This window comes from Acinetobacter sp. SwsAc4 (genome assembly GCF_013391535.1).
GTDB lineage: Bacteria > Pseudomonadota > Gammaproteobacteria > Pseudomonadales > Moraxellaceae > Acinetobacter.
The window spans coordinates 68,872-90,549 of the sequence record NZ_JACAXC010000008.1 but is presented as its reverse complement, the minus strand read 5'-3'; the positions used below and the strand labels follow the sequence as shown (position 1 = coordinate 90,549).

The window sequence follows — 21,678 nt, the reverse complement described above, 5'->3', positions numbered from 1 at the left end:
GACAATAGCAAGAGTGAACCACCTGATCCCTTCCCGAACTCAGAAGTGAAACCTCTTAGCGCTGATGGTAGTGTGGCCTTTGCCATGTGAGAGTAAGTCATCGCCAGCTTTTAAATCTAAACACCCCCATTCGAAAGAGCGGGGGTGTTTTTATTGCTGGGGCAAAGAAATTGGGAGTTGATTTAAGAATAAATTTTAGTCTGATGAAAATTGTGTAATATGTAGAAATCAAAGATCTATTAGACTGAGAATGCTCAATATTTCATTTGTGAAAAGAATTGGAAAGATCCAATAAAATTTTTAATTTACTTTTTTGCCAATTAGTTCTCTATATATATGGATAAAGAGACAGTTGCTGATTGATAAAAAATGTTATTTCTAGTAAATTTTTGTCCTAAAGCCATAATAGTAATTTAGGGCTAAATTATTACATAAGATGGACACTGCCATGACGTATTTAATTAATTTAAAAAAATTAGGGGTTAACTCTACACTCTTAGCTACTTCAGTTGCATTAGTTGCTTGTGGGGGTGGGGGTGGAGGGTATTATGGAAATAATAGTTCTAATAATACCAGTGGCAGTGGTTCTGATTCAGGAAATAATTCTTCTACTGATAGCTCAAAAGTTGCTGAAAGTATTAAAGTATTAGACTTAAAAGATACTTCAAATAATGTAATAGTTAATGCTAATGATAATTCTACTGTTAAATTCTCAATACAAGTACTAAATAAAGATAGTGGTGGAATTGCTGATAAAGATGTGACTTTATCTATCACTGATAGTGAAAAATTAGGTGTAACCAGTAAAGTTTCATTAGTGAAAACAGTTGATGGCGGTATTGCCGAGTTTGAACTAAATGTACCATCTATATCTGCAGGAACGGGTAAAGTATTATTAACAGCAACTGTGAATGGCACATCAATTAAGCAGGTTTATACTCTAAACATTGCTAAAACTAGTACTGTTCAAAGTAACTTTAACTTAAACATTCAGCAAGGAGTTGTTCTTAATTTACCTAAAGGTTCTGCAACGATTAATGCCCAAGTGACAGATCAAAATGGTGGCGTTAAAGCTGGCCAAAATGTTAGTTTAGCTCTACCTGTTGAGATGCAAGGTAAGTTTTCTATTTCTTCTGGATCTTCTCTTACTACCAACAGCGATGGTATTGCTACATTTACAATTGTCGCAAATGCTGATTTAACGACCGAAGATGTTCAGAAGTTTGTTGCGACTTCTCAAAGCTTAGATTTTAAATTGATAGATGAACATAAAGCTCAAAAAACGGTAAAAGCTGCGATTACTTTTAAAGATATTTCACAAATTGTGCAAAAGCTTGAAATTATTAAAGCTGATGCACCAATTACTGCACAAAACGGTATGACAATCGTTAAAGTGCGTGCAAAAAATAGTAGTGATATTGCTCTAGCTAATAAAAAAGTGAAGTTAATTTTCACAGATAAAAGTGATGCTTACGGTGTTAGTATTGATCAAACTGAAGTAATAACTGACTCTAATGGTTATGCAACCTTTACGTTAAAAGCTAACTCTAACTATCCGATCGCTTTGTCACAACAGGGTATTAACTTAAAAGCGGTATATTCTGATAATACAGAAGTTTTTGCTCAAGATACGATTAGTGTTATTACGGTTGATAGTAATGCAGCAGACCAGTTAGCGTTACAACGTTTAGAAGTTGCGTCTTCTTATAAAATCAATGCAAAAAATGATCAGATAACGATTACCGTTAAAGGCATTAATAATAAAGGTGAGGCTGCTACAAAAGGAAAAGTTACATTAGCACTAAATAATATCGCTACTTCTAATGGTGTAACTTTTGATGGGAGTGCTGAGCGAGATTTTAGTACAGCTGCAGGTGGTTATATTACATATACTTTACATACTAATGCGAATACTGCAGATGCAGTTGCTGCTTTAGTACAGGCGGGTATCACTGCTACATTTAAGACTGATAATAGCTTAACAAATGAAATAAAAATTGCTGTGACGGATGAAGCTAAATCTGAAGAGGCAGTAAGTTATTTATTAATTGATCCGATTAACACTGCTTTTGATTATACAAAAGACCAGACTATTACTGTAAAAGTTAAAGCAATTGGTGTTAAAGGAAGTGCTCTAAAAGGTGAAACAGTTTCTGTTTCATTGCCAACATTATCTACAACAGATTTACAAAATTTAGGCTTAAGCCTAACAGGTCCATCTTCTAAAAATACAGATGAAACTGGATACGCAACTTTTGTTTATGATTATAAGGCAAGTGGTTTAAGTGAACAAAAGCAACTAGTTTCAAACGGTATTCGTATTACGGCACAGGCTAGTTCGAATAGTGCACAACAAACAACAACAATTAATTTTAAAGCTCCTACAGATCAAACTGATTTAGATCTAGACTATTTAACTGTAGACATGCCTGGCAATTTAGTAATAACTCAAGGTGTTGAGCAAACAATACAAGTAGCAGTGAATGCAACGGGTACTGATGGTAAATTTTTAGTGGGTCAAAAAGTTGGTATTGGTTTAAATGAAGCTGCAATAACTAATGGAGTAAGTCTTGCTACTGCATCAGCAATTTCAACTGACGCTAACGGTAAAGCTATTTTTAGTCTTAAAATTAAGGCGAATAGTCCAACAGAACTTGCAAATTTAATTGCGAATGGAATAACAGTTGCTGTCAATAGTAAGCGTAAAGATGGTTCAGCTTATACGATAGCACGTAAAATTGATATTAGTCAGCCACCAGTAATTTTGCCAAATCTTGCAGGATTAGATTTAACTTATGATGTGCAAACAGTATCTGTTTTGGGCGGAGAAGTACGAGTAAAAGTTACGGCTAAAGATAATGCAGGCAATCTGATTGCGAATACTCCATTGACTATTGCTTTATCTAACTTGGTAAGTTCTAGAGTTTCTTTATCCAATGTTTCGCTGACTACAAATAGTAAAGGTGAGGCTGAGTTTACGGTTAAGGTATCTGAGGGTGTTTATGATGCTAGTCTAATCAAAAATGGAATTACATTCGCTGTTGTTGGAACGAATCTTAACAATGGTGATCGTATCCAGCAAACAGGTACTATCCAAGTTGCTATTCCTAAAGATTCAGTTAATTTACGTTTAACTTCTGATAAGAATGACGTGGAAATAGGTCAAACATATCAAGTTCAAGTTGCTGTAAAAGATGAGCTTGGCGCAAATACTGCTTATCCTGTTAATTTATCTTTAAATCAAGAAGCAATAAATGCAGGAATAAAGTTGAGCGCTGATTCCGTAATGACAACTGCAAATGGCTCAGTCCCAATTTCAATGACTATTCCAAAAGATATGTCAGATTCCGTTAAGTCTGCTTTATTAACTTCTGGTATAAAAGTCTTTGGTACAATTAAAAATCCAAAAGGTGAAGAATTAAAAACAACCTTAAACTTCACTGTAGTTGCGCCTATCAATGTAAATCATTTAACAATTGATAGTAATAAAGTCTCATTAAGTACGGCAGGTGATACAGCATTAACTACCGTTAAGCTATTAGATGTTAATCAAGGCGGAGTGGCAAATCAGCCAGTAACTTTAGCGATTGTTGATCCTCGAAATGTTACCTCAATCAAAGGTGCTTCACAAGTTGTTACTAATCAATATGGTGAGGCTGTCTTTACCCTAGATATGAAGGCTACTGTCGATACCAATACAGCACCTATTTTACTCATAGCATCGCACGTTAATGAACAAGGTGCTGTAGTACAACAAGTATCACAAATAGCAGTAAATTCACCAACTGCATTAGCGCCTCAGTTAGATTTGAAATTGAAAGCATCTAAAGATAAGTTGCATGTTCGTGGTGATGCTGTAGATATTTCTGTACTTGTTACTGATATTAATGGTTCGAGTCAATCTGGTAAGGCAGTAACTTTAACTATTCCAGAATACCAAAAAAATGGGGCATACATTCGTGGGGCATCAACAGTTGATAGTGATGCAAATGGTTGGGCTACATTCACAGTTGTTGTTGATGAAAACCTTCGTGGACAAGGTTATAGCGCAGCTCAGTTTGTGATAGATGACCTTCGTGTAGAAGCACTAGTTAAAGATAATAATGGAACTGAACGACGTCAAAGCTATTTGGCGGATATAATTGCTGCTGATGTTCCTGTTACTCAGGGATCAATTACAGTGACTATGAATCCAACCAAAGTAGGTGTTGATGATCCGAATGGTATTTATTACAACTGGAGTGCTTCTGCACAAGTTGTAGATTTAGATGGTCGTCCTGTTGCAAATCAAAATGTTACAATGGACGTACGAGCAGTCGAATTTAAACGAGGAGAGTGGATTGTTGTACAAGATTCTGTGACAAAAGAAAGATCTTGGGTCCAACATCTGCCACCAGCATCAGCATCTTTAGTTCCGCCATTGGCTTGTGCTGTATCAGCGATAGATGATCCTTCAACGTCATACGATGATCGTAATGTTACTATTCATGGCTTTAATAAATTTGATCAGGCATTGAATACTTATCGAGATATTTTGACTCTGGATCGCAATGGTAATCAAGTATTAGAAACACTCAATGCTGTGCGTTTTATTGGTGCAAGTGAAGCAAATCCTTATACAGCAACTTATACGACGGATAAAGAGGGTAAATTTGATTTCCAACTCCGTTATCCAAAAGCATATGCATCATGGTTATCTGTTCAGGTTGGAGCAACAACAACGTTATCTACGTTCCCTATTCATGGTTATCGTACTGTTTCATTGGCACCAGTTGCTGCTGATTTTGATAAAGTGAATTGGGCATATACACCATCATTAGATAATACTAGCCCGTATGGAACTTTACATACCTGTAAATAATTACTGATGCTCATAAAACTGGAAGCTCAAGGGCTTCCAGTTTTATTTTGATGAATTGAATTAATCATCCAATAAATCCATTTGTTTTGCGAGTTGGTATAAATTATTTGAGCGATTACCTGTGCGACAGAACATCAAGATCGGTTTTGGTAGCTCATTATAATGGTTTGCAAATGTGCGAACATCTAACTCTGTAATTTGACCTGCAACAACTGGTTGGTAGACATAATCTAAGCCCGCATTACGTGCGGATTCTTCAATCTGTGAGCTTGTAGGTTGTTCAGAACCACCTTCCATGTCTGGACGATTATTAATAATAGATTTGAAGCCTTTTTCGACAACTTGATCTACATGCTCAGGGCCGATTTGACCTGCAAAACCAACATTTTCTGACATCTTGTCACTCCAAAAATAAACAAAACATTTTATGCTCTATCATAGCATTAAGCTTGATCTTGAGTTTAAATGTCTGTAGCAAATAAATGATGATAAGTAATAAGATAAAGCATTGGAGCGCGCATGCACACCTATACAGTTGAGCCGTTGTATGTTCCTAGTGGCGAAGAAACCATAGCAGCAGATTTCTACCTCCCAAAGACCAATATTAAACCTGCTGTAATTCTTATGGCACATGGATTTGCTGGATTACGCCAATTTAAATTAGTTCAGTATGCACAACGTTTCTCTAAAGCTGGCTATGCTGTCATTTTATTTGACTATCGCTATTGGGGGGGCAGCACAGGAAAACCGCGTGAATTGGTTTCACTTGGTGCTCAACTAGATGATTGGAAAACCATTGTTCAATATGCTTCGAATTGTAAATTAATTGATAGTCGACGTATTATTTTATGGGGAACCTCACTAAGTGGTGGATATGCGCTTAGTTTAGCTACTGACCTTAAAAATATTCAGGCCGTGATGGTACAAGTGCCTTATGTAGATGGGGCTGAAACAGCAAAATTATACCCATTACAACGTTATCCAGAGGCTTTAAAGCGTTCTAGCCAAGATTACATGGGGTCTAAGATGGGCTTAGTGCCAAAAACTCTGCCGGTTGTAGATCAGCATAAACTATGCTTTTTACCGACCTCTGATAGTTATTATGGTTATCATTCGATTGTAAATCCTGACTATTATTGGAGTGGTGAAGTTCCTGCACGTGTATTTTTTAATTTAATGCGCTATCGTCCAATTCAATTTGTACGCAAAATTAATATCCCTGTTTTGTTTATTGCTGCGAAACATGATTCTTTGATTCCAATTGAATCTAGTCGTGAAGCTGCTACAAATATTGCACCATTTGTAAGCTATCATGAGTGGGAAATGAAACATTTCGATATTTATCACGGTTCTTGGTTTGAAAAAGCAGTCACAACCCAATTAGAATTTTTACATCAACATATCGGAGTGATGTAAATGATCATTGTCTGTGCATCCTGTGGTGCAAAAAATCGTGTACCTGAAGAAAAATTAGCAGTTCATCCAAACTGTGGGCAATGCCATCAACCATTATTAACGTTAGCGCCAATTGAATTAAATGAGCAAAATTTTAGCCATTTCATTAGTCATTCAGATTTACCTGTACTCATCGATCTTTGGGCAGAATGGTGTAATCCTTGTAAAATGATGGCACCTCATTTTGCTGAGGTTGCCAAACATAATCCTCACGTCGTGTTTGCTAAAATTGATACTGAAGCAAACCCGCGTTTAAGTGCTGCATTTAATGTCCGCAGTATTCCGACTTTGGTCTTAATGAATAAGACGACTGAATTGGCCAGAATAAGTGGTGCATTACGTACACCAGAGCTACAGCAATGGTTAAATCAGCAATTACAGCAACATCAAGGACATTAACATGACTGAACGTTCAAATCATCCAGAAGGGGTTTTATCCTTACAGAATATTGCTATGCCAGCAGATACAAACTGGAGTGGTGATGTATTTGGAGGATGGATTGTATCTCAGATGGATCTCGCAGGAGCGATTCATGTTGAGCGTTTGAGCAAGGGACGATGTGCAACAATTGCAATTAATGAAATGACCTTCCTTGTGCCTGTTAAGGTTGGAAATGTGATTAGTTGCTATACTAAAATTTTGAAAGTCGGAAATACTTCCGTACAGGTGCAAATCGAGGTATGGAATAGTCACGACAATTCGCGTGATCCGATTCGAGTTACTCAAGGTGTTTTTACATTTGTTGCTGTTGACGTGAATGGTAATAAACGACAAATCTCAGAACAAATTAAGCAAGATTTTTTAGCAAGCTGATAAAACAATAAAGCCCAAATTTAATTGGGCTTTATTTTAAATCTAAGACTATTTTTTACGTTTTGGTAGCCAAGCCCAAAGCATCTGACATTGAATTGGTTCGTTACCAGAATCGTCAATGACGGTCACAGGAATTAATAACTCGCCTTTATCATTATCCGCAATAAACTTTTGTTGATCTGCTGATAATGTCGCAGTTGCTGTTAAACCGCCTTGAGCAACTTTTAAATAGTCAACATGCAATGATTTAATTAACAAGATACGATCATCTGGGATATGTAAGCCCGTTAAAAAGCCCGTTGCAGTTTCTGCTAATAACGCCATTGCTGCTGCGTGAACCCCTTTAATATGATTTTGCATATTACGTTGGTTTTCAATACGCACAGTGACATGGTCTTTATCAACTTCTAAATAACGAATATTTGCTGTTCCAACCATAGGAACAACACGACCAAAAGCTTTACTCCATAGCGTACTACGGATACTTTTTGGAAATTTAGAAGTGGTTTTAACCAGCGTATAAAGACGGTTATCTTTTGCCATAATGAACCTAATGCTTAGTCTTTGAAATTATTAAATTGAAGTGGTAGACCAAATTGTTGTTCACGTAAAAAGTTCATGACCTGTTGCAAGGTATCGCGCTTTTTATCTGTGACACGGATTTTGTCTCCTTGGATAGAAGATTGCGCTTTGATACCACTTTCTTTAATGGCTTTATTAATTTTTTTTGCGGTATCTGAGTCAAGTCCATCTTTCAGCTTGATCACTTGGACTACATTTTTACCAGAAGCAGTGGCTTTTTGTGGATCTAAAGCTTGTACATCAATCTTACGTTTATAGAAGTGATTTTCAAGCATGGTATAGACTTGTTCACATTGGAAGTCACTTTCAGTTGAGATTTTGATTTCTTTATTTTTTTCATTTAACTCAATTGAAACGTCTTGTCCACGGAAGTCAAAACGTGTTGCAATCTCTTTTTCTGTATTTTGTACAGCATGATTGACTTCAAATAACTCTAATTCAGAAACAATATCAAAAGAAGGCATGGTTAGACCTTTACAAAGGGAAAGAATATTTGAGATGCTAAGGGTGTTTTCTTCATTTGCCAAGTGTTGTTTACATCAAAGGAGTGCACAATGATCCGTAAACAAGAAATTACAACATTTGAGTTCCCAGAAGGCGCAGTCATTTGGGATGTCCGAGATGCTAAAGCCTATGCAGAGGCACACGTCAAAGGGGCGTTGAATCTTCCAATTGCTGAAATTAATGCGGATAGTTTGACTCAGGTTGCAGCGGATCAGCCGATTTATATTTTATGTGGTGGTGGTAGTAAAGCACCACGCGCAGCAGAGCTTTTAGAAGGTTTAGATGATTCTCGTGAATATGTTGTATTGATGGGCGGTACACGTGCAGCACGTGATGCTGGCTTAGCTTTAGAACAAGGCGCATAGATCAGTTAAATTTGCCAAAATACTTAGGTATTTTGGCAAATTTAAAGAATGAACAACTAAAATAATAATTTACCCAGAATAATAAGGTTTTTTAGCTTTTAATTTCTTTTGAAATCTTTGAGGGTTTAATTTATCCAATAAACTTTGAGGAACTGGGCAAAGTTCACCTAAAATTAATGCTGCTAAGATTTCACTACATAATGGCGCAAATAAGAAACCTTTCGATCCTAAACCAGCAAAAGTATAGATTTGATCAAGATTTTGTATTTTCCCAACTAAGGGGAAATAATCTAAACTTTGTGCGCGAACGGATGCTCTTCCTTGCCAAGTCTCCAGTTTTGGAAGTTGTTCTGCATATTGAGGGAAGACACTGTGGATAAGTTCGTAGTTATGCACATGATCTTCAGTTAGCACTTCTGCATCATCCCGATTGGGATAAAAAGATGCCCCCAGAATTAACTGTGAAGCATCCAGTTGCATGCAATAGCCACCATAACTATAAGCTTGATCCAGTGCTAAAGGCCGCTGGCTATTCTCAACCCAGCTGACTTGTCCTCGAATTGGCTTTAAGACTGGATAGTTTTCGATGAGTTCAGCACTTTGTTTAGCACAACAGACAATCGCATGATCCGTTATGGCAATTTTTTGTTGGTCTTGCCAGAGTGTAACTTGGCTATCAGTCGACTCTAATCGAGAAATTTTTGCTTTTTCTATTCGAATATTAGCATGTTGTAAAATCTCATCACGTAATTGATGTGGTGAAACTGCACCTGCTTCATGTAAGGTCAGACTTGGAAGCTCGGTTTCTGGAAGACATTCAAGCGTTGTATTTGCAGTTAAAACGTTTTCAGGATATTGCTCAACCAGTCCTAGCAGTTCATCTGCATTTTTTAATGCAATTTGCTCGACTTGAATCGGTCTAAATGCCTTAAAACGAGGATAAAAATTCAACGCATGTTGCCAACTCAAGGTCATTAAGTGTTCATGCGCCTGTTCAATTGGGCATAGTTTTGGATTGAGCAATGCCAAGGGATTGCCAGATGCTCCTGAAAGCGGCTCATTTTGCTCGTAGATCGTAACTTGATGTCCTCGTTGAGCAAATGCCCATGCTGAGCTTAAACCTGCGATTCCTGCGCCAATAATCGCAATATGTCGCTGTACAGATGCTGAGCTTGTTATTTCAGATTCATTTTGAATCGTTATGTCTTGCTTCGAATCGGCGGTGTCTGTTTCTTCTTGTGAAGCATTTAGCCAAATAGCTTTGAGCATTTCTCGTTTATGGCCAAAACCTCGTGGACGGCTGATTTGGATACCGTGTTGTTTAAGCCCACGTTTTAATATGCCTGCGACACTAAAGGATGCGAAAGTTGTTCCAAAATCAGATAAACGCACCATATGATCTAAGACATTTGCCTGCCACATATCTGGGTTACAAGAGGGAGAAAAACCGTCCAAAAACCATGCATTCACTGCTTGGGTTTTAGGGATCGTTGGAAAAATATCCTGAGCATCCCCTAGCCATAAATCAATACTAAAACGTTCTTCAGGAAAACTTAAGCGATGACAACCTGCGATTGGCAAGGGATATTGCTGAATCAATTTTTCTGCTAAAGGTTTGAGCTCTGTCCAAACATTGAGTGCGCGGATCAAATCTGCTTTATTTAATGGAAATTTTTCAACGCTGACAACATGTAAATGGCTGTGATTATCTAAGCGAACTTGTTGCCAGAGTTGCCACAGGGTCAAAATATTGAGTCCTGTACCAAAACCAGTTTCACCTACACAGAAATATTGATAATCGTGTAGTTGAGAGAGGCGTTCGGTTAAATCATTGCCATTTAAAAATACATGTCGGGTTTCAAGCAAACCATTGTCTTTAGAAAAGTAGACATCACCGAATTGTTTAGAAATAGGAATTTCGATGCCATCGACTATTTCCCAATCTAATTCAGCAGTTTGTAATTTTGATGAATGAGACATAAATAAAAATTATATTGTTACCACTGGCGACGACGTTTGGTGTAGACATAGCTCGCAATAAAGAAACCTAGAATGACACCAACAGCAATGGTCATAGCACCATACAAGAACATTTGAGCACTGCGCTCACTTTGTAAAACTTGAATCTGAACAGTAAGATTGTCATTTTTGAGTTGTAATTCTTGATTTTGCGAGAGCGCTTCAAGATTGGCATTTTCAAGTTGTTTTAAGCGATTGGCTTGATCTTGAACCAATGCTTTGACTTTTGCTTCTTGTTGCTGTTTAGCCTTTGCAATTTGTTCAGCAGTTAAGGGCTTAGCAGTTGCCGTAGTAACAGGGGTGGAAGTTGTTGTTGAGTTTGGTTTAGCTTGAACAGTTGTTGTCGGTGCAATAGCTGGTGTTGGTTCAACAGCCCAGACTGATGAACTCATTAAGCATAAGGCGAAAAAGCTTTTGGCTGCAAAGTGCATGATTTACCCTTTTGGAAAAGCTTTGTTGAAAGGCTTTACCTCAATATTTGAGTAAATTCCTTCTTTTAAAAAAGGCTCTTCCTGAATCCAGCTATCTAGTGCTTCACGCGTGTCAAATTCAACAATAATCGTACTGCCTAAAAAACCTGCTTGTGGATTATTTGGATCTTTAGGATGAGCGCCAGCAGCAATTAAACGTCCTTCATCATCTAGCTTTTGCAATCGTTCAATATGTTGTGGACGAGTTGCTAAACGTTTTTCTAAGGTACCTTCATGATCAGTGCAGGTTAGGACAAAATAAGGCATGGCAGTCGCTCAATGATTCAAAATTCAGTCGGTGGTTTTAAAATGCTTTCTTAAGAAAAATAGTATAGCAGCAAGGTAACTGATAGAAACGATAATATCGCCGAAAGCCGTGAATTCGCCCCAATATTTGCCTTGCATATAGACGAATCCAAAGAAAAAATGTAAAGCGGCAAGCAAAAAGAATTGTCCACACCACGCTAAGTTCAATCTCATCCAGCCTTGATGACTTAATTCGAGTAACGAACCAAGAAGCTTTTTAATAATCGGGGTACGTTCTTTATTGAATAATGGGGTAACTAAAAAACCTATTCCAATACCGATATTGATGATGATTGCTTTCATTTTAATGTAGGTCACATCACTGAATACGAGTGTGATTCCACCAAAAATCACCGACATGACAACAATAAACCATTGCATTTTTTCCAGTTTAAATTTCTGGAAAAAGAACAAACAACCGTAAACAACAAGCGTTGAAATTAAAAGTGCACAGGTTGCCACAAGAATATGATTTTGATCGGTATTTCCTGTGCTACCAACCAACTGTAATAAAGGGTGATGACTATCTTTGGGATCAGTGGTTTTATAAAAATAAAAGAAGATAATAATCGGCAGATAGTCGAGCAACGCTTTCATGTTACAGTACGATGATGAAATAGGTCAGATAGCATAATACAAACCATGTTCGGTGTCGATTTACATACACATACCCACATTTCAGATGGTACGTACTCTCCAGAACAACTGGTAGAGGCGGCTGTTGACTTAAAAATAAAGATGCTTGCCGTGACAGATCATGACACGATGGATGCTTTAAACCGTGTCCAAAAACATGCTCAAGACTATGATATTAAAATCATTTCTGGTGTGGAGATATCCAGCCAATGGTCAAGGCCAAATATTAAAAAGAGTTATGGTGTTCATATTGTTGCTTTGAATATGCAAGATGAGACGCCTATAAAAGCAATGCTTGAAAATCAGAAAAAAGTCCGTGCTGAACGTGCGAAAGTAATTTGTAGCTTATTAGAGAAATGTATTGATTTTGATATTTACCCAGATGTGATTGCCAAAGTTGATGGACATCCAGATCGAGTGACCCGTACTCATATTGCCAAAACATTGGTAGAGAAAAATATTGTCAGTCGCCCACAACAAGCATTTGATCGTTTTCTTAAAGAAGGAAAAAAGGCATTTGTGAAATTTGAAGGTTTAGGGCTTAAAGAAACGATTGACGTGATCCATGCCAGCCAAGGCTTCGCAGTTTTAGCGCATCCAACCCGATATGATTTATCAGCGACCAATATTCGTTATTTAATTGAATTATTTGCTGAATCGGGTGGAGATGCTGTTGAACTTCCTCCGAGTGTAGAACCGGCATCAACACGTCAAATGGTGGATCGAATGATTCAGCAGTTTGATTTGGCTGTTTCGATCGGCAGTGATTTTCATGGCGACAATATGCCGTGGGTTAAACTGGGGAATACACCTAGAGTTAAAGAAGGACAAAAAGGTGTTTGGGAAAACTTTAGGTAAAATTTCAAAAATATTTGAAGTTATTTCAAGATAGAGGTTGGTATGGCATGTATTTGGCCGAGTGGAGATGACAAAGTCATCTTAAGTGTAGACTTTAATTTGATTGATTTTGCTGAGGTAAATAAGCTGTCATTGCATGAGTTTGATGATGATGGCTTAGGGAGAACAATAGCAACTCATATATATGAAAAAGAAAACTTTCCTGTAGTTTTTATGAAGCATCTTCAAGCTCAAAAAGCGTATGTCGATATTCATATTGATAGTTCATGTATAGATATTAAAGAATGGGAAAACATTTTAATCGAGAAATATTTTAAGAATGACTTTATCTATTTTAGATGGTCTGATTATAACACTTAAGAAATAATCTTTTACTCGATAAATGTTTCCTCTTTATAATTTACAATAAATTATGATCATGCGCTTGAATCGGTGGAGGGGTTGGGCGACCTAATGTTCCCAGTAACTCAATTTCAATTGAACGTACCATCGCATCTAAAGGCAAGTCATTGCTTTGTGTTCCAAATGGCTCTTCAATTTCTGTACTTAAAGCATCTAACCCCAAAAATGTATAAGCCAAAATTCCGACTAAAAGTGGGGTCACTAGACCTAATAAAGATCCCAAACTAAACGGCAGCATAAAGCAGAAAAAATATACAGTACGATTCAGTAAAACAGAGTAGGCAAATGGAATTGGGGTATTCGCAATACGATCACAACCCGTTTGCATTTCACTTAAAGCCGCGACATGGCTGTTCATTTGAGTATAAATAATATCTGATATTTCACCTTCTTTCATGGCTTGTAATAGTTCCCATTGAATCAGGCTAAGTGTGTATTGCGGTGCATTATGTTGTTGATAGAGTTGAGTTAGTGCTTGCTGGCTTAGACCACTGGTTTCTATAAGTTCAGTGGGATTTGCTGTTTGGTGACGTAAGCGGTCGCGTAACACATTCGCAAATACAATTACATTTTGAATAATACGTTCGCGGCGAGCCTGAGTTAATACACGACAGTCACGGTCAAAATGACGAGAAGTTGCAATTAAAACACCCCAAAGCTTACGTGCTTCCCACCAACGATCATAACAAGCTGTATTCTTAAAACCTAAAAAAATCGAAAGGACAACCCCAATCAGTGTAAAACCTACCAAAGGAATTTCTGGAAATCGATACAGATCTACATACTCAACACCACCAATAATGGCAGAGATAAGCATGACAAATCCTAGCGAGGGTAAAATTTTAGGCAAAATCGTCCCGCGCCATGAGAATAAAACTTTAAAAATACTCGGTTGATCACGGACAATCATGTTATTTGAATCATTAATTTTATGTGTTGATGTTCGGGTTAGATTTGGGCTTTGTCAAGATGAGATTACTTGATTTTAGTGGGGTTGAGGAGTTGTTGTTCAGAAAATGAAAAATGATCTTCTGCTGAAATAATAAAATGATCAATCAGATTAATTTCCAATAGTTTACAAGCTTGTTTGAGTTGCTGAGTCAGATAAATATCTTCTAGTGAAGGTTGAGCAATACCATAAGGATGATTATGTGCAACCACGATTTGGCAAGCCTGTTGTTGTAAGGCATAACGTAAGGTTTGATTCAGCGAAACGCTACATGAATGATGTGAACCATAGAATAGTTTTTTGAAATGGAGCTTTCTGAGTTCAGCATCTAAACAAAGTACAGCAAAAACTTCCTGCTTTTCACCTTGCAGTTCGTAGCGCAAATAATCCAATACCAGTGTTGATGTATCTAGACATAAACGTTGTTGATGAAAATAGTTGTGTAGATAACGCCGTCCAAGTTCTTTAACTGCCATGAGTTGGGCATATTTGGTAGAAGCAATTCCATTAAATTGGGATAAGTCTTCAAGTGATGCATCAAAAATCGGATTCAAGCCACCAAAATGTTGAATCAGAATTCGAGAAAGTTCCACCGCCGAATGTTGTTTTGAGCCTGAGCGTAGAAAAATAGCCAATAGTTCTGCATCAGATAGGCTTTGTGCACCTTGTAGTAATAAGCGTTCACGTGGGCGTTCTTGTTCAGGCCATGTTTTGATAGATTGTCTTATTGATTGATTCATTTTTATTCACACAATTTTTTTATGATGATGATTTTTCCAAGTACATCACTTGGGTATGACCGTATTTAATGCTATTGTGAGCGCCACTGCAACAGTAAGGTATCCTGTTTGTGAGCTTTGATCTCAGTGTTATTCCACATAAAAACATTATATTAGCGGTTACTGGCGGCATTGCTGCCTATAAAAGTGCGATTTTAGTCCGCCGTTTAAAAGATTTTGGTTTCGATGTTCGTGTCGTAATGACGCAAGGCGCACAAGCATTTATTACACCGCTCACTTTCCAAGCACTTTCAGGAAACCCTGTACATACCGAATTGCTTAATCCTGAAGCAGAAGCAGGCATGGGACATATCGAATTGGCACGTTGGGCTGATCTGATTCTCGTTGCACCTGCAAGTTGTAACAGCATTGCAAAATTTGCCAATGGTTTGGCAGATGATCTATTAAGTACCCTATATTTAGCAACCAAAGCCCCTGTGTGGATTGCACCTGCTATGAATCAACAAATGTGGGCAGCGAAAGCGACTCAGCGTAATTTGCAAACTTTAGTTGAAGATGGCGTGCATGTGATTATGCCTGATGCGGGTGAGCAAGCATGTGGTGATGTTGGCTTAGGGCGTATGCCTGAGCCTGAAGATTTAGCACGTCAAGTTGCCGCTTATTTTCATAAAGCACAACGTGCGATTGCTGAAAAATTTGGTTTATTGGCTGGCAAACGTGTCACTATTACAGCTGGTCCGACACGAGAAGCAATTGATCCTGTTCGTTATATTTCCAATCACAGTACGGGTAAAATGGGTTTTTCACTAGCGGCCGCTTGTTACGCAGCTGGTGCAAAAGTCACTTTAGTTGCAGGTCCAGTGAGTTTAGATACACCAAATGGTGTACAACGGATTAATGTCAGTTCAGCTATGCAAATGCTTGATGTCAGTATGAATCAGCTTAAAGAAGGTTGTGATATTTTTATTGCGACGGCGGCAGTTGCTGATTATCGCGTGGCTCAAGTTGCAGAACATAAAATTAAAAAAGCAGGTGATGAACTTGCAGTCGCTTTGGTGAAGAATCCTGATATCGTGGCGACGATTGCAGAGCAACAACAACGTCCATTTATGGTTGGGTTTGCAGCTGAAACCCAAAATGTTGAGCAATATGCAGCAGGAAAATTGGTTGCTAAAAAACTCGATATGATTGCGTGTAATGATGTATCACGCCCTGATATTGGTTTTGCTTCTGATGAAAATGCAATGACAGTATTTTTTGCTCAGTCATACCATATGGAAAAGCGTGAGTTAGAGAAAGCGTCAAAGCAAGAGATTTCGCAACAATTGGTAGAAGCAATACATGATGCTTTACTACAGAAGTCGTAAATAAAACAGTTTTACTTTTATTAAAATGCAACGAAATCGTTGCATTTTTTATGTATGCTAAAACAGCGCCGCAATATATGCGGCCAAATCAGAGTTCAATAAGTTTTGCTTCTGATCAGCCATCTACAGCCACAGTTTTCGATAGGATATCTTGATGATTAAAAAAACTTTAGCCACCGTGATTATGTTTTCTTCTCTTGCCCTTAGCAGCACCGTTATGGCTGCGGGATTACATGATGATATGAAAGCTTTAGGTAAAAACTATAAAGCGTTTAACCAAGCTAAAAATCCACTAGCAGCGACAACTGCTTTAAATAATATGCGTAATGCAGCAACGCATTCAAAACAATATAAATTAGCGGTAAATACAACGGAAAAAGTACCGACCTCAACAGCTTTATTTGATCAAATTATTGTTGAGATTGATAAGGCTAAAGTACTTGTTCAAGCCGGTAAATTAGATGAAGCAAAAAAACAGGGCAAAAAAATTGCCGAGTTACGTGATCAGGGACATAAATACTATACACACTAATCTCATCGAGATGATTGGTGAGTCATCCCTTGTAATCAGCTAAAGTATTTTATGTTCTATCTTTTAAAAGCTGTGCTTGAATGAGCGCAGTTTTTTATTTGTACAGAGAGAAGGATAAACAAAAACTTAGCATGATTCAGATTTTCACTGCATTTTAAAATTGATACAGTGAAAATGTGAATGATGAGAGGTGGTCTATGTCCTCACAACAACATTATCAAAAAGTTGCTCAAGCAATTGCTTATATTCAACAAAATTTTCAGCAGCAGCCACAACTTGATGAGGTGGCAGCTCATATTCATTTGAGCTCAGCACATTTTCAGCGTCTATTTACGGAATGGGTGGGGACGAGCCCTAAGAAATTTTTACAATATACCAGCATTGAATATGCAAAACAGATTCTGAAGCAGCAACAGGGCAGTATCTTTGATGCGACTTTTGCCACAGGTTTATCGAGTACCAGTCGATTACATGATCTTTTCCTTCAGATTGAAGGAATGACGCCTGCTGAATATAAAAATGGTGGTGAAGCTTTAACAATTTCTTATCAATTTGCAGAAACATTATTCGGTGAGGTTTTAGTTGCTTCAACATCCAAGGGAATTTGTGCTTTAACATTTGTAAAAAAACCAACAGAGGCTTTACAGCATTTAAAAGCACAATTTCCTAAAGCAATGTTTATTGCTCAATCAGATTCACTACAACAAAGTGCTTTAGCCCTGTTTCAGACAGATCACAGTCAATTGGCCAAGATTAAATTACATTTAAAAGGGACAGCGTTTCAGTTGAAGGTTTGGCAATCTTTACTCAAAATTCCAATGGGTCAACTCACGACTTATGGAGAGCTTGCAAAATCGATTGATCATCCTAAAGCCGCACGTGCGGTGGGTACCGCAATTGGTAGTAATCCGATTGCTTTTCTGATTCCATGCCATCGTGTGATTCAATCGACAGGTGCATTCGGCGGATATGAATGGGGGCAAGTGAGAAAAACGGCAATGATTGCTTGGGAGGGTATTCATAGTCATGCAACTATTTGATATTGATGCGGATCCAAGTCATAACTATTTACCCTATCAAGGCACTGTTCAATATTATGGAAAAGTGATTCCAAATTTGAGAGCAGATGATTATTTTGACAAGCTCATGCAAAATATTGCATGGGAAAATGATCAAGCAATCATTTTTGGGCGAAAAATCATTACCAAAAGAAAAGTGGCTTGGTATGGTGATCAGGCATTTGAATATACCTATTCAAATATCCATAAGTATGCGTTGCCTTGGACAAAAGAATTACTCGAATTAAAGGTACTTGTCGAAAGCTTAACAGGTGAATTATTCAACTCATGCCTGCTCAATCTTTATCACACAGGTGAAGAAGGCATGGCTTGGCATAGTGATGATGAAACAGATCTTAAAAGAGATGGTGCAATAGCTTCACTCAGTTTTGGTGCAGAAAGAAAATTTTCATTTAAACATAAACATAGCAAGGAAAAAATCGAGTTGTACTTAGAGCATGGTAGTTTACTGGTGATGAAAGATACAACACAAAGCTACTGGCTACATCGTTTACCACCCACCAAGAAAGTGACCACACCTAGAGTTAATTTGACCTTTAGAACAATTGTTGATTGATTATTTGACAATAAAAAAGGACTGAAAATCAGTCCTTTTTTAATACTATGATCAGCGTAATTATGCTTGACCTTGTGCATCAGCATCCGCTTGTAAACGTTGCATGTTTGCTTCGAACTCAGCATCAAAGTTAATTGGTGTAAGTAACAATTGTGGGAAGCTACCCTTAGTGACTAAGTCATTTACAGACTCACGTAAGAATGGGAATAGAATATTTGGGCAGTATGCACCTAAGATGTAAGGAAGGCGATCTTCTTCTACACCATCAATAAGGAAAATACCTGATTGAGTTACATCAACAATGAATGCGGTCTCACCTTCATTCGTGGCTTGAACCACAACTTTTAAAGACACTTCATAGTGTGTTGGATCAATTTTTTCTGCTGAAGAAGATAAATTGATATTGAGTTCTGGCTGCCATTGTTTAGTAAATACTTGCGCACCAGGAACCTCAAAAGAAATGTCTTTTGTATAAATACGTTCTAACGCGAGTTGTGGTTGAACTTGTTCTTCGCTCATTGTTTTTCCTTAAATCTTGGAGTGTGTTGTTAAGCTAATAATTGGTCGAGTTTACCTTCACGCTCTAAGGCATAAAGTTGATCAAAACCACCGATAAATTGATCTTTAATAAAAATTTGAGGCACAGTACGATGATTGGTACGTTGCATTAACTCAATACGAACTTCAGGGGCTTCGTTGGAAAGATTAATTTCTTTATAAGCAACGCCTTTACGCTCCAATAATTGTTTTGCGCGTACGCAATATGGACAAGAAAGCGTTGAATAAATTGTGACGTTTGAGGTTGTCATTTTATCTCTCCTTAAGCTTTGGTTTTACTTTTAACTAAGGGTAAGCCTTGAGCTTTCCAGTTGCTGATACCACCATCTAGACGATAGCTATCTGCATGCGCAACTTTTTGTAATGCTGCACCCGCAACTTGACCTAAGTTACATATAAATACCAATGGACGATCACTTGCTTTTAATTCATCTACATGACTTGTGATTTGGCTATATGGAATGTTACGGCTACCGCTGATGTGACCATCACGGAAATCTTTCGCATCACGTAAGTCGATCAACATAGCATTTTTTGCCTTGACCAAAATACCGAGTGATTGTGGTGAAATTTTACGGCCATTGCGTTGTCCTTCTAAAATAAAGAACAACACAATTAACACGCCGAGCGCACCAAACAAGAAGGGGTGATTCCCCATAAACTCTAACCAGCGTTCCACAAGTCACCTAAAGTTAAAATCAAAATTGACCCTGAGTATAACTTATCTCTATGGTGATCAAAAATGTTAGTTCAAGGGCAAAACTTGAAGAAAACTAACTTTTTTGCTGCGCTTCTTGAATCTCATCAATGAGGCGTAGGTAACTGTCTAAACGACGCGGCAAAATTTCGCCTGCGTCAACCGCTTGTTTTAGGGCACAATTTTTCTCATGGGTATGGGTGCAGTTACGGAACTGACACAGCCCTAAATGGGCTTCGATGTCGGGAAAACCTGTACGTACCTTTTCTAAACTGAGATGCCATAACCCAAATTCGCGAATTCCAGGAGAATCAATGAGCGCACCGTTTGTTCCAAATTTAATCAAACGCGTTGAGGTGGTGGTGTGCTGACCAAGTGCTGAATTTTCGGAAATCACATTGGTTTTCTGTGCAGCATCTGGAACGATGGTATTGATGAGCGAGCTTTTACCGACACCAGACTGCCCAACGAAAGCCACCGTCTCATTATCCAAACGTGTAGATAACTCAGATAGATCACCACGAGAATGACAAATCAGGGTTTCATAACCCAAAGTTTCATACTCACTGAGCATCGTGAGAATAGGATCATGGTCAGTCAGTAAATCTGATTTGTTGAGTACCAATAACGCAGGAATGTTGGCATCGGCACAGGCCACTAGATAACGGTCAATCAATGTTGGAGCAGGTTCTGGTAACGGCGCAAATACAATCACAATCAGGCTAATATTTGCCGCAACAGGTTTAACTTTATGATAACGATCTGGTCGAGTGAGCAATGATTGCCTTGGATAAATCGCAGTAATAATACCTAAGCCCGTATTCGGATCTGCTTGCCACTTTACTCGATCACCTGTAACCAAGAGTTCTAAATTAGTACGAGTATGACAGCGCCAGATACTGTCTAACTCGATTGGTTTCCAGAATGGTTCTGGTTCACCTTCGGCAATTTGTGGTTTTTCAGGATGCTGTTCTGGAACCGATAAGGCTTGCACTTCGAGTTGACGACCATAATGCTGAACAACCAGCCCATCTAAATCTTGCGATGTATCAATGTCGTCTTGACGGGATTTGTGTTGTTTCTCAATACGACGCTGTTGTTGTTCAGTTAAACGACGCTTACGAATTAAAGCCATTCATGTCCCAAAAAATCCACACTTTGAAGATCGCAAAAATAGCATGAAGCCACTATAGAATTACAGCCAAGATGTAATTAATTTGCTACTATTGATGTTTTTAAGCCCTTTAGAATCGCTATTTATGAGCAGCACCCCAGATACACGATTAATTTGGATTGACCTTGAAATGACAGGTCTTGATACTGATAATGACAAGATTATTGAAATTGCAACAATTATTACAGATGACAACCTTAATATTTTAGCTGAAGGGCCTGTTTTAGCTGTTCATCAATCAGATCTCATTTTGAATGCAATGGATGAGTGGAATACCAAGCAACATGGTCAATCTGGTTTAATCGAGCGTGTACGTCGCAGCAAGTTGAATGCACAAGATGTAGAGCAGCAAACACTTGAGTTCTTAAAGAAATGGGTCAATCCAAAATCTTCACCGATGTGTGGTAATTCGATTTGCCAAGATCGCCGTTTCTTGCATCGTTTAATGCCAGAGTTGGAACAATTTTTCCACTACCGTAATTTAGATGTGTCTTCTGTGAAAGAGTTAGCGAAACGCTGGAGACCTGAAATTATGAGTGGTTTAAAGAAAAATGCCTCACACTTGGCAATGGATGACATTCGTGATTCGATTGCTGAATTAAAATATTACCGTGAATACTTTTTTATTATGAATCATTAAAAGTCATTGATTCTCAAAAGTAGTTAGCTGTGATATTTGCTAATAAAATGGTAACCCCAAAATAATGAGCATTAAGCTGATTGTTTTGGGGTGAATTTTTGATGTATGCATTGA

The 21,678-nt window shown here is 37.9% G+C and carries 25 protein-coding genes and 1 rRNA gene; 13 read left to right on the top strand and 13 right to left on the bottom strand.

The window, feature by feature from the left end:
- Together rrf and HYG88_RS06355 are read left to right on the top strand one after the other, a co-directional pair.
- Positions 1-109, top strand: a 5S ribosomal RNA gene (gene rrf, locus HYG88_RS06360); the annotation flags it as partial.
- A 339-nt stretch (positions 110-448) separates the two neighbouring features.
- Positions 449-4,861 (top strand): hypothetical protein, encoded by a 4,413-nt coding sequence (locus HYG88_RS06355; RefSeq protein ID WP_005164241.1) that lies wholly within the window; start codon positions 449-451, stop codon positions 4,859-4,861.
- 60 nt (positions 4,862-4,921) lie between these two features.
- Here HYG88_RS06355 and HYG88_RS06350 read toward each other — a convergent pair whose 3' ends face one another.
- Entirely contained in the window at positions 4,922-5,257 is a 336-nt protein-coding gene (locus HYG88_RS06350) for a TIGR01244 family sulfur transferase (RefSeq protein ID WP_005164243.1), read from the bottom strand.
- 123 nt (positions 5,258-5,380) lie between these two features.
- Between HYG88_RS06350 and HYG88_RS06345 the strand changes: the two genes are divergently transcribed.
- From HYG88_RS06345 to HYG88_RS06335, 3 genes are read left to right on the top strand one after another with little or no spacing between them, the layout of a single operon-like run.
- Positions 5,381-6,277 carry an alpha/beta hydrolase gene (locus HYG88_RS06345; RefSeq protein ID WP_005164245.1) on the top strand — a complete coding sequence of 299 codons (897 nt, stop codon included), beginning with the start codon at positions 5,381-5,383 and terminating at the stop codon, positions 6,275-6,277.
- Positions 6,278-6,715, top strand: coding sequence for a thioredoxin TrxC (trxC, locus tag HYG88_RS06340; RefSeq protein ID WP_087547717.1), 438 nt, complete (start codon positions 6,278-6,280; stop codon positions 6,713-6,715). It abuts the gene before it with no gap.
- A gap of 1 nt (position 6,716) precedes the next feature.
- A complete protein-coding gene (locus HYG88_RS06335) occupies positions 6,717-7,130 on the top strand; it encodes an acyl-CoA thioesterase (protein WP_005164249.1) in 414 nt (137 codons plus the stop codon).
- A gap of 48 nt (positions 7,131-7,178) precedes the next feature.
- Here the strand turns inward: HYG88_RS06335 and HYG88_RS06330 are convergent, their stop codons facing one another.
- Both HYG88_RS06330 and HYG88_RS06325 read right to left on the bottom strand, forming a co-directional pair.
- Positions 7,179-7,673 (bottom strand): DUF4442 domain-containing protein, encoded by a 495-nt coding sequence (locus HYG88_RS06330; RefSeq protein ID WP_005164251.1) that lies wholly within the window; start codon positions 7,671-7,673, stop codon positions 7,179-7,181.
- A gap of 14 nt (positions 7,674-7,687) precedes the next feature.
- Positions 7,688-8,176, bottom strand: a complete 489-nt coding sequence (locus HYG88_RS06325; RefSeq protein WP_004655922.1) for a YajQ family cyclic di-GMP-binding protein — start codon at positions 8,174-8,176, stop codon at positions 7,688-7,690.
- A 90-nt stretch (positions 8,177-8,266) separates the two neighbouring features.
- Here HYG88_RS06325 and HYG88_RS06320 point away from each other — a divergent pair, with 90 nt between their 5' ends.
- Positions 8,267-8,581, top strand: a complete 315-nt coding sequence (locus HYG88_RS06320; RefSeq protein ID WP_005164253.1) for a rhodanese-like domain-containing protein — start codon at positions 8,267-8,269, stop codon at positions 8,579-8,581.
- A 69-nt stretch (positions 8,582-8,650) separates the two neighbouring features.
- On the opposite strand, the gene mnmC is transcribed toward HYG88_RS06320, so the two are convergent.
- Genes mnmC through HYG88_RS06300 form a run of 4 tightly spaced genes read right to left on the bottom strand, consistent with a single transcriptional unit; the run spans position 8,651 to position 11,973 of the window.
- Positions 8,651-10,561: an FAD-dependent 5-carboxymethylaminomethyl-2-thiouridine(34) oxidoreductase MnmC gene (gene mnmC, locus HYG88_RS06315; RefSeq protein ID WP_005164254.1), complete on the bottom strand. Its 1,911-nt coding sequence runs from the start codon at positions 10,559-10,561 to the stop codon at positions 8,651-8,653.
- Positions 10,562-10,578: 17 nt separating this feature from the next.
- A complete protein-coding gene (locus tag HYG88_RS06310; RefSeq protein WP_005164255.1) occupies positions 10,579-11,031 on the bottom strand; it encodes a hypothetical protein in 453 nt (150 codons plus the stop codon).
- A 3-nt stretch (positions 11,032-11,034) separates the two neighbouring features.
- A complete protein-coding gene (locus HYG88_RS06305) occupies positions 11,035-11,337 on the bottom strand; it encodes a YciI family protein (protein ID WP_005164260.1) in 303 nt (100 codons plus the stop codon).
- 24 nt (positions 11,338-11,361) lie between these two features.
- The gene (locus HYG88_RS06300) at positions 11,362-11,973 is read right to left on the bottom strand and encodes a septation protein IspZ (protein WP_005164263.1); all 612 of its coding nucleotides are present in this window, start codon (positions 11,971-11,973) and stop codon (positions 11,362-11,364) included.
- A 45-nt stretch (positions 11,974-12,018) separates the two neighbouring features.
- Between HYG88_RS06300 and HYG88_RS06295 the strand changes: the two genes are divergently transcribed.
- Both HYG88_RS06295 and HYG88_RS06290 read left to right on the top strand, forming a co-directional pair.
- Positions 12,019-12,870: a PHP domain-containing protein gene (locus HYG88_RS06295; protein WP_005164268.1), complete on the top strand. Its 852-nt coding sequence runs from the start codon at positions 12,019-12,021 to the stop codon at positions 12,868-12,870.
- A gap of 42 nt (positions 12,871-12,912) precedes the next feature.
- Positions 12,913-13,230 (top strand): hypothetical protein, encoded by a 318-nt coding sequence (locus HYG88_RS06290; protein ID WP_005164271.1) that lies wholly within the window; start codon positions 12,913-12,915, stop codon positions 13,228-13,230.
- A gap of 40 nt (positions 13,231-13,270) precedes the next feature.
- On the opposite strand, the gene HYG88_RS06285 is transcribed toward HYG88_RS06290, so the two are convergent.
- Positions 13,271-14,182 (bottom strand): bestrophin family protein, encoded by a 912-nt coding sequence (locus HYG88_RS06285; protein WP_005164274.1) that lies wholly within the window; start codon positions 14,180-14,182, stop codon positions 13,271-13,273.
- 65 nt (positions 14,183-14,247) lie between these two features.
- Positions 14,248-14,961 carry a DNA repair protein RadC gene (gene radC, locus HYG88_RS06280; RefSeq protein ID WP_005164276.1) on the bottom strand — a complete coding sequence of 238 codons (714 nt, stop codon included), beginning with the start codon at positions 14,959-14,961 and terminating at the stop codon, positions 14,248-14,250.
- Positions 14,962-15,071: 110 nt separating this feature from the next.
- On the opposite strand from radC, the gene coaBC reads away from it, so the two are divergent.
- The 4 genes from coaBC (at position 15,072) to HYG88_RS06260 (ending at position 18,495) form a co-directional block, all read left to right on the top strand.
- A complete protein-coding gene (gene coaBC, locus HYG88_RS06275; RefSeq protein WP_005164280.1) occupies positions 15,072-16,328 on the top strand; it encodes a bifunctional phosphopantothenoylcysteine decarboxylase/phosphopantothenate--cysteine ligase CoaBC in 1,257 nt (418 codons plus the stop codon).
- A gap of 154 nt (positions 16,329-16,482) precedes the next feature.
- Positions 16,483-16,860, top strand: coding sequence for a cytochrome b562 (locus HYG88_RS06270; protein WP_005164281.1), 378 nt, complete (start codon positions 16,483-16,485; stop codon positions 16,858-16,860).
- A gap of 197 nt (positions 16,861-17,057) precedes the next feature.
- The gene (locus tag HYG88_RS06265; RefSeq protein WP_005164283.1) at positions 17,058-17,900 is read left to right on the top strand and encodes a bifunctional transcriptional activator/DNA repair enzyme AdaA; all 843 of its coding nucleotides are present in this window, start codon (positions 17,058-17,060) and stop codon (positions 17,898-17,900) included.
- Complete coding sequence (locus HYG88_RS06260; protein ID WP_005164285.1) at positions 17,887-18,495, top strand: alpha-ketoglutarate-dependent dioxygenase AlkB; 609 nt, start codon at positions 17,887-17,889, stop codon at positions 18,493-18,495. The genes HYG88_RS06265 and HYG88_RS06260 overlap by 14 nt, the downstream gene beginning before the upstream one ends.
- Positions 18,496-18,555: 60 nt before the next feature.
- Here the strand turns inward: HYG88_RS06260 and secB are convergent, their stop codons facing one another.
- From secB to rsgA, 4 genes are all read right to left on the bottom strand, one after another.
- The gene (secB, locus tag HYG88_RS06255) at positions 18,556-19,014 is read right to left on the bottom strand and encodes a protein-export chaperone SecB (protein ID WP_005164288.1); all 459 of its coding nucleotides are present in this window, start codon (positions 19,012-19,014) and stop codon (positions 18,556-18,558) included.
- A gap of 29 nt (positions 19,015-19,043) precedes the next feature.
- A complete protein-coding gene (grxC, locus tag HYG88_RS06250; protein WP_004664142.1) occupies positions 19,044-19,304 on the bottom strand; it encodes a glutaredoxin 3 in 261 nt (86 codons plus the stop codon).
- 11 nt (positions 19,305-19,315) lie between these two features.
- The gene (locus HYG88_RS06245) at positions 19,316-19,732 is read right to left on the bottom strand and encodes a rhodanese-like domain-containing protein (RefSeq protein ID WP_005164290.1); all 417 of its coding nucleotides are present in this window, start codon (positions 19,730-19,732) and stop codon (positions 19,316-19,318) included.
- 94 nt (positions 19,733-19,826) lie between these two features.
- A complete protein-coding gene (gene rsgA, locus HYG88_RS06240; protein ID WP_005164291.1) occupies positions 19,827-20,885 on the bottom strand; it encodes a ribosome small subunit-dependent GTPase A in 1,059 nt (352 codons plus the stop codon).
- Positions 20,886-21,009: 124 nt separating this feature from the next.
- Between rsgA and orn the strand changes: the two genes are divergently transcribed.
- Positions 21,010-21,564: an oligoribonuclease gene (gene orn, locus HYG88_RS06235; RefSeq protein ID WP_034601948.1), complete on the top strand. Its 555-nt coding sequence runs from the start codon at positions 21,010-21,012 to the stop codon at positions 21,562-21,564.
- Positions 21,565-21,678: the final 114 nt, after the last annotated feature.

What these genes read in the sequence shown, in the direction of transcription:
- secB (WP_005164288.1), bottom strand. Translation starts at nt 19,014, where the DNA reads ATGAGCGAAGAACAAGTTCAACCACAACTCGCGTTAGAACGTATTTAT.
- grxC (WP_004664142.1), bottom strand. Translation starts at nt 19,304, where the DNA reads ATGACAACCTCAAACGTCACAATTTATTCAACGCTTTCTTGTCCATAT.
- HYG88_RS06350 (WP_005164243.1), bottom strand. Translation starts at nt 5,257, where the DNA reads ATGTCAGAAAATGTTGGTTTTGCAGGTCAAATCGGCCCTGAGCATGTA.
- radC (WP_005164276.1), bottom strand. Translation starts at nt 14,961, where the DNA reads ATGAATCAATCAATAAGACAATCTATCAAAACATGGCCTGAACAAGAA.
- HYG88_RS06285 (WP_005164274.1), bottom strand. Translation starts at nt 14,182, where the DNA reads ATGATTGTCCGTGATCAACCGAGTATTTTTAAAGTTTTATTCTCATGG.
- HYG88_RS06295 (WP_005164268.1), top strand. Translation starts at nt 12,019, where the DNA reads ATGTTCGGTGTCGATTTACATACACATACCCACATTTCAGATGGTACG.
- HYG88_RS06305 (WP_005164260.1), bottom strand. Translation starts at nt 11,337, where the DNA reads ATGCCTTATTTTGTCCTAACCTGCACTGATCATGAAGGTACCTTAGAA.
- HYG88_RS06355 (WP_005164241.1), top strand. Translation starts at nt 449, where the DNA reads ATGACGTATTTAATTAATTTAAAAAAATTAGGGGTTAACTCTACACTC.
- trxC (WP_087547717.1), top strand. Translation starts at nt 6,278, where the DNA reads ATGATCATTGTCTGTGCATCCTGTGGTGCAAAAAATCGTGTACCTGAA.
- orn (WP_034601948.1), top strand. Translation starts at nt 21,010, where the DNA reads ATGAGCAGCACCCCAGATACACGATTAATTTGGATTGACCTTGAAATG.
- HYG88_RS06265 (WP_005164283.1), top strand. Translation starts at nt 17,058, where the DNA reads ATGTCCTCACAACAACATTATCAAAAAGTTGCTCAAGCAATTGCTTAT.
- HYG88_RS06290 (WP_005164271.1), top strand. Translation starts at nt 12,913, where the DNA reads ATGGCATGTATTTGGCCGAGTGGAGATGACAAAGTCATCTTAAGTGTA.
- HYG88_RS06300 (WP_005164263.1), bottom strand. Translation starts at nt 11,973, where the DNA reads ATGAAAGCGTTGCTCGACTATCTGCCGATTATTATCTTCTTTTATTTT.
- mnmC (WP_005164254.1), bottom strand. Translation starts at nt 10,561, where the DNA reads ATGTCTCATTCATCAAAATTACAAACTGCTGAATTAGATTGGGAAATA.
- HYG88_RS06320 (WP_005164253.1), top strand. Translation starts at nt 8,267, where the DNA reads ATGATCCGTAAACAAGAAATTACAACATTTGAGTTCCCAGAAGGCGCA.
- HYG88_RS06335 (WP_005164249.1), top strand. Translation starts at nt 6,717, where the DNA reads ATGACTGAACGTTCAAATCATCCAGAAGGGGTTTTATCCTTACAGAAT.
- rsgA (WP_005164291.1), bottom strand. Translation starts at nt 20,885, where the DNA reads ATGGCTTTAATTCGTAAGCGTCGTTTAACTGAACAACAACAGCGTCGT.
- HYG88_RS06260 (WP_005164285.1), top strand. Translation starts at nt 17,887, where the DNA reads ATGCAACTATTTGATATTGATGCGGATCCAAGTCATAACTATTTACCC.
- HYG88_RS06270 (WP_005164281.1), top strand. Translation starts at nt 16,483, where the DNA reads ATGATTAAAAAAACTTTAGCCACCGTGATTATGTTTTCTTCTCTTGCC.
- HYG88_RS06345 (WP_005164245.1), top strand. Translation starts at nt 5,381, where the DNA reads ATGCACACCTATACAGTTGAGCCGTTGTATGTTCCTAGTGGCGAAGAA.
- HYG88_RS06310 (WP_005164255.1), bottom strand. Translation starts at nt 11,031, where the DNA reads ATGCACTTTGCAGCCAAAAGCTTTTTCGCCTTATGCTTAATGAGTTCA.
- HYG88_RS06330 (WP_005164251.1), bottom strand. Translation starts at nt 7,673, where the DNA reads ATGGCAAAAGATAACCGTCTTTATACGCTGGTTAAAACCACTTCTAAA.
- HYG88_RS06325 (WP_004655922.1), bottom strand. Translation starts at nt 8,176, where the DNA reads ATGCCTTCTTTTGATATTGTTTCTGAATTAGAGTTATTTGAAGTCAAT.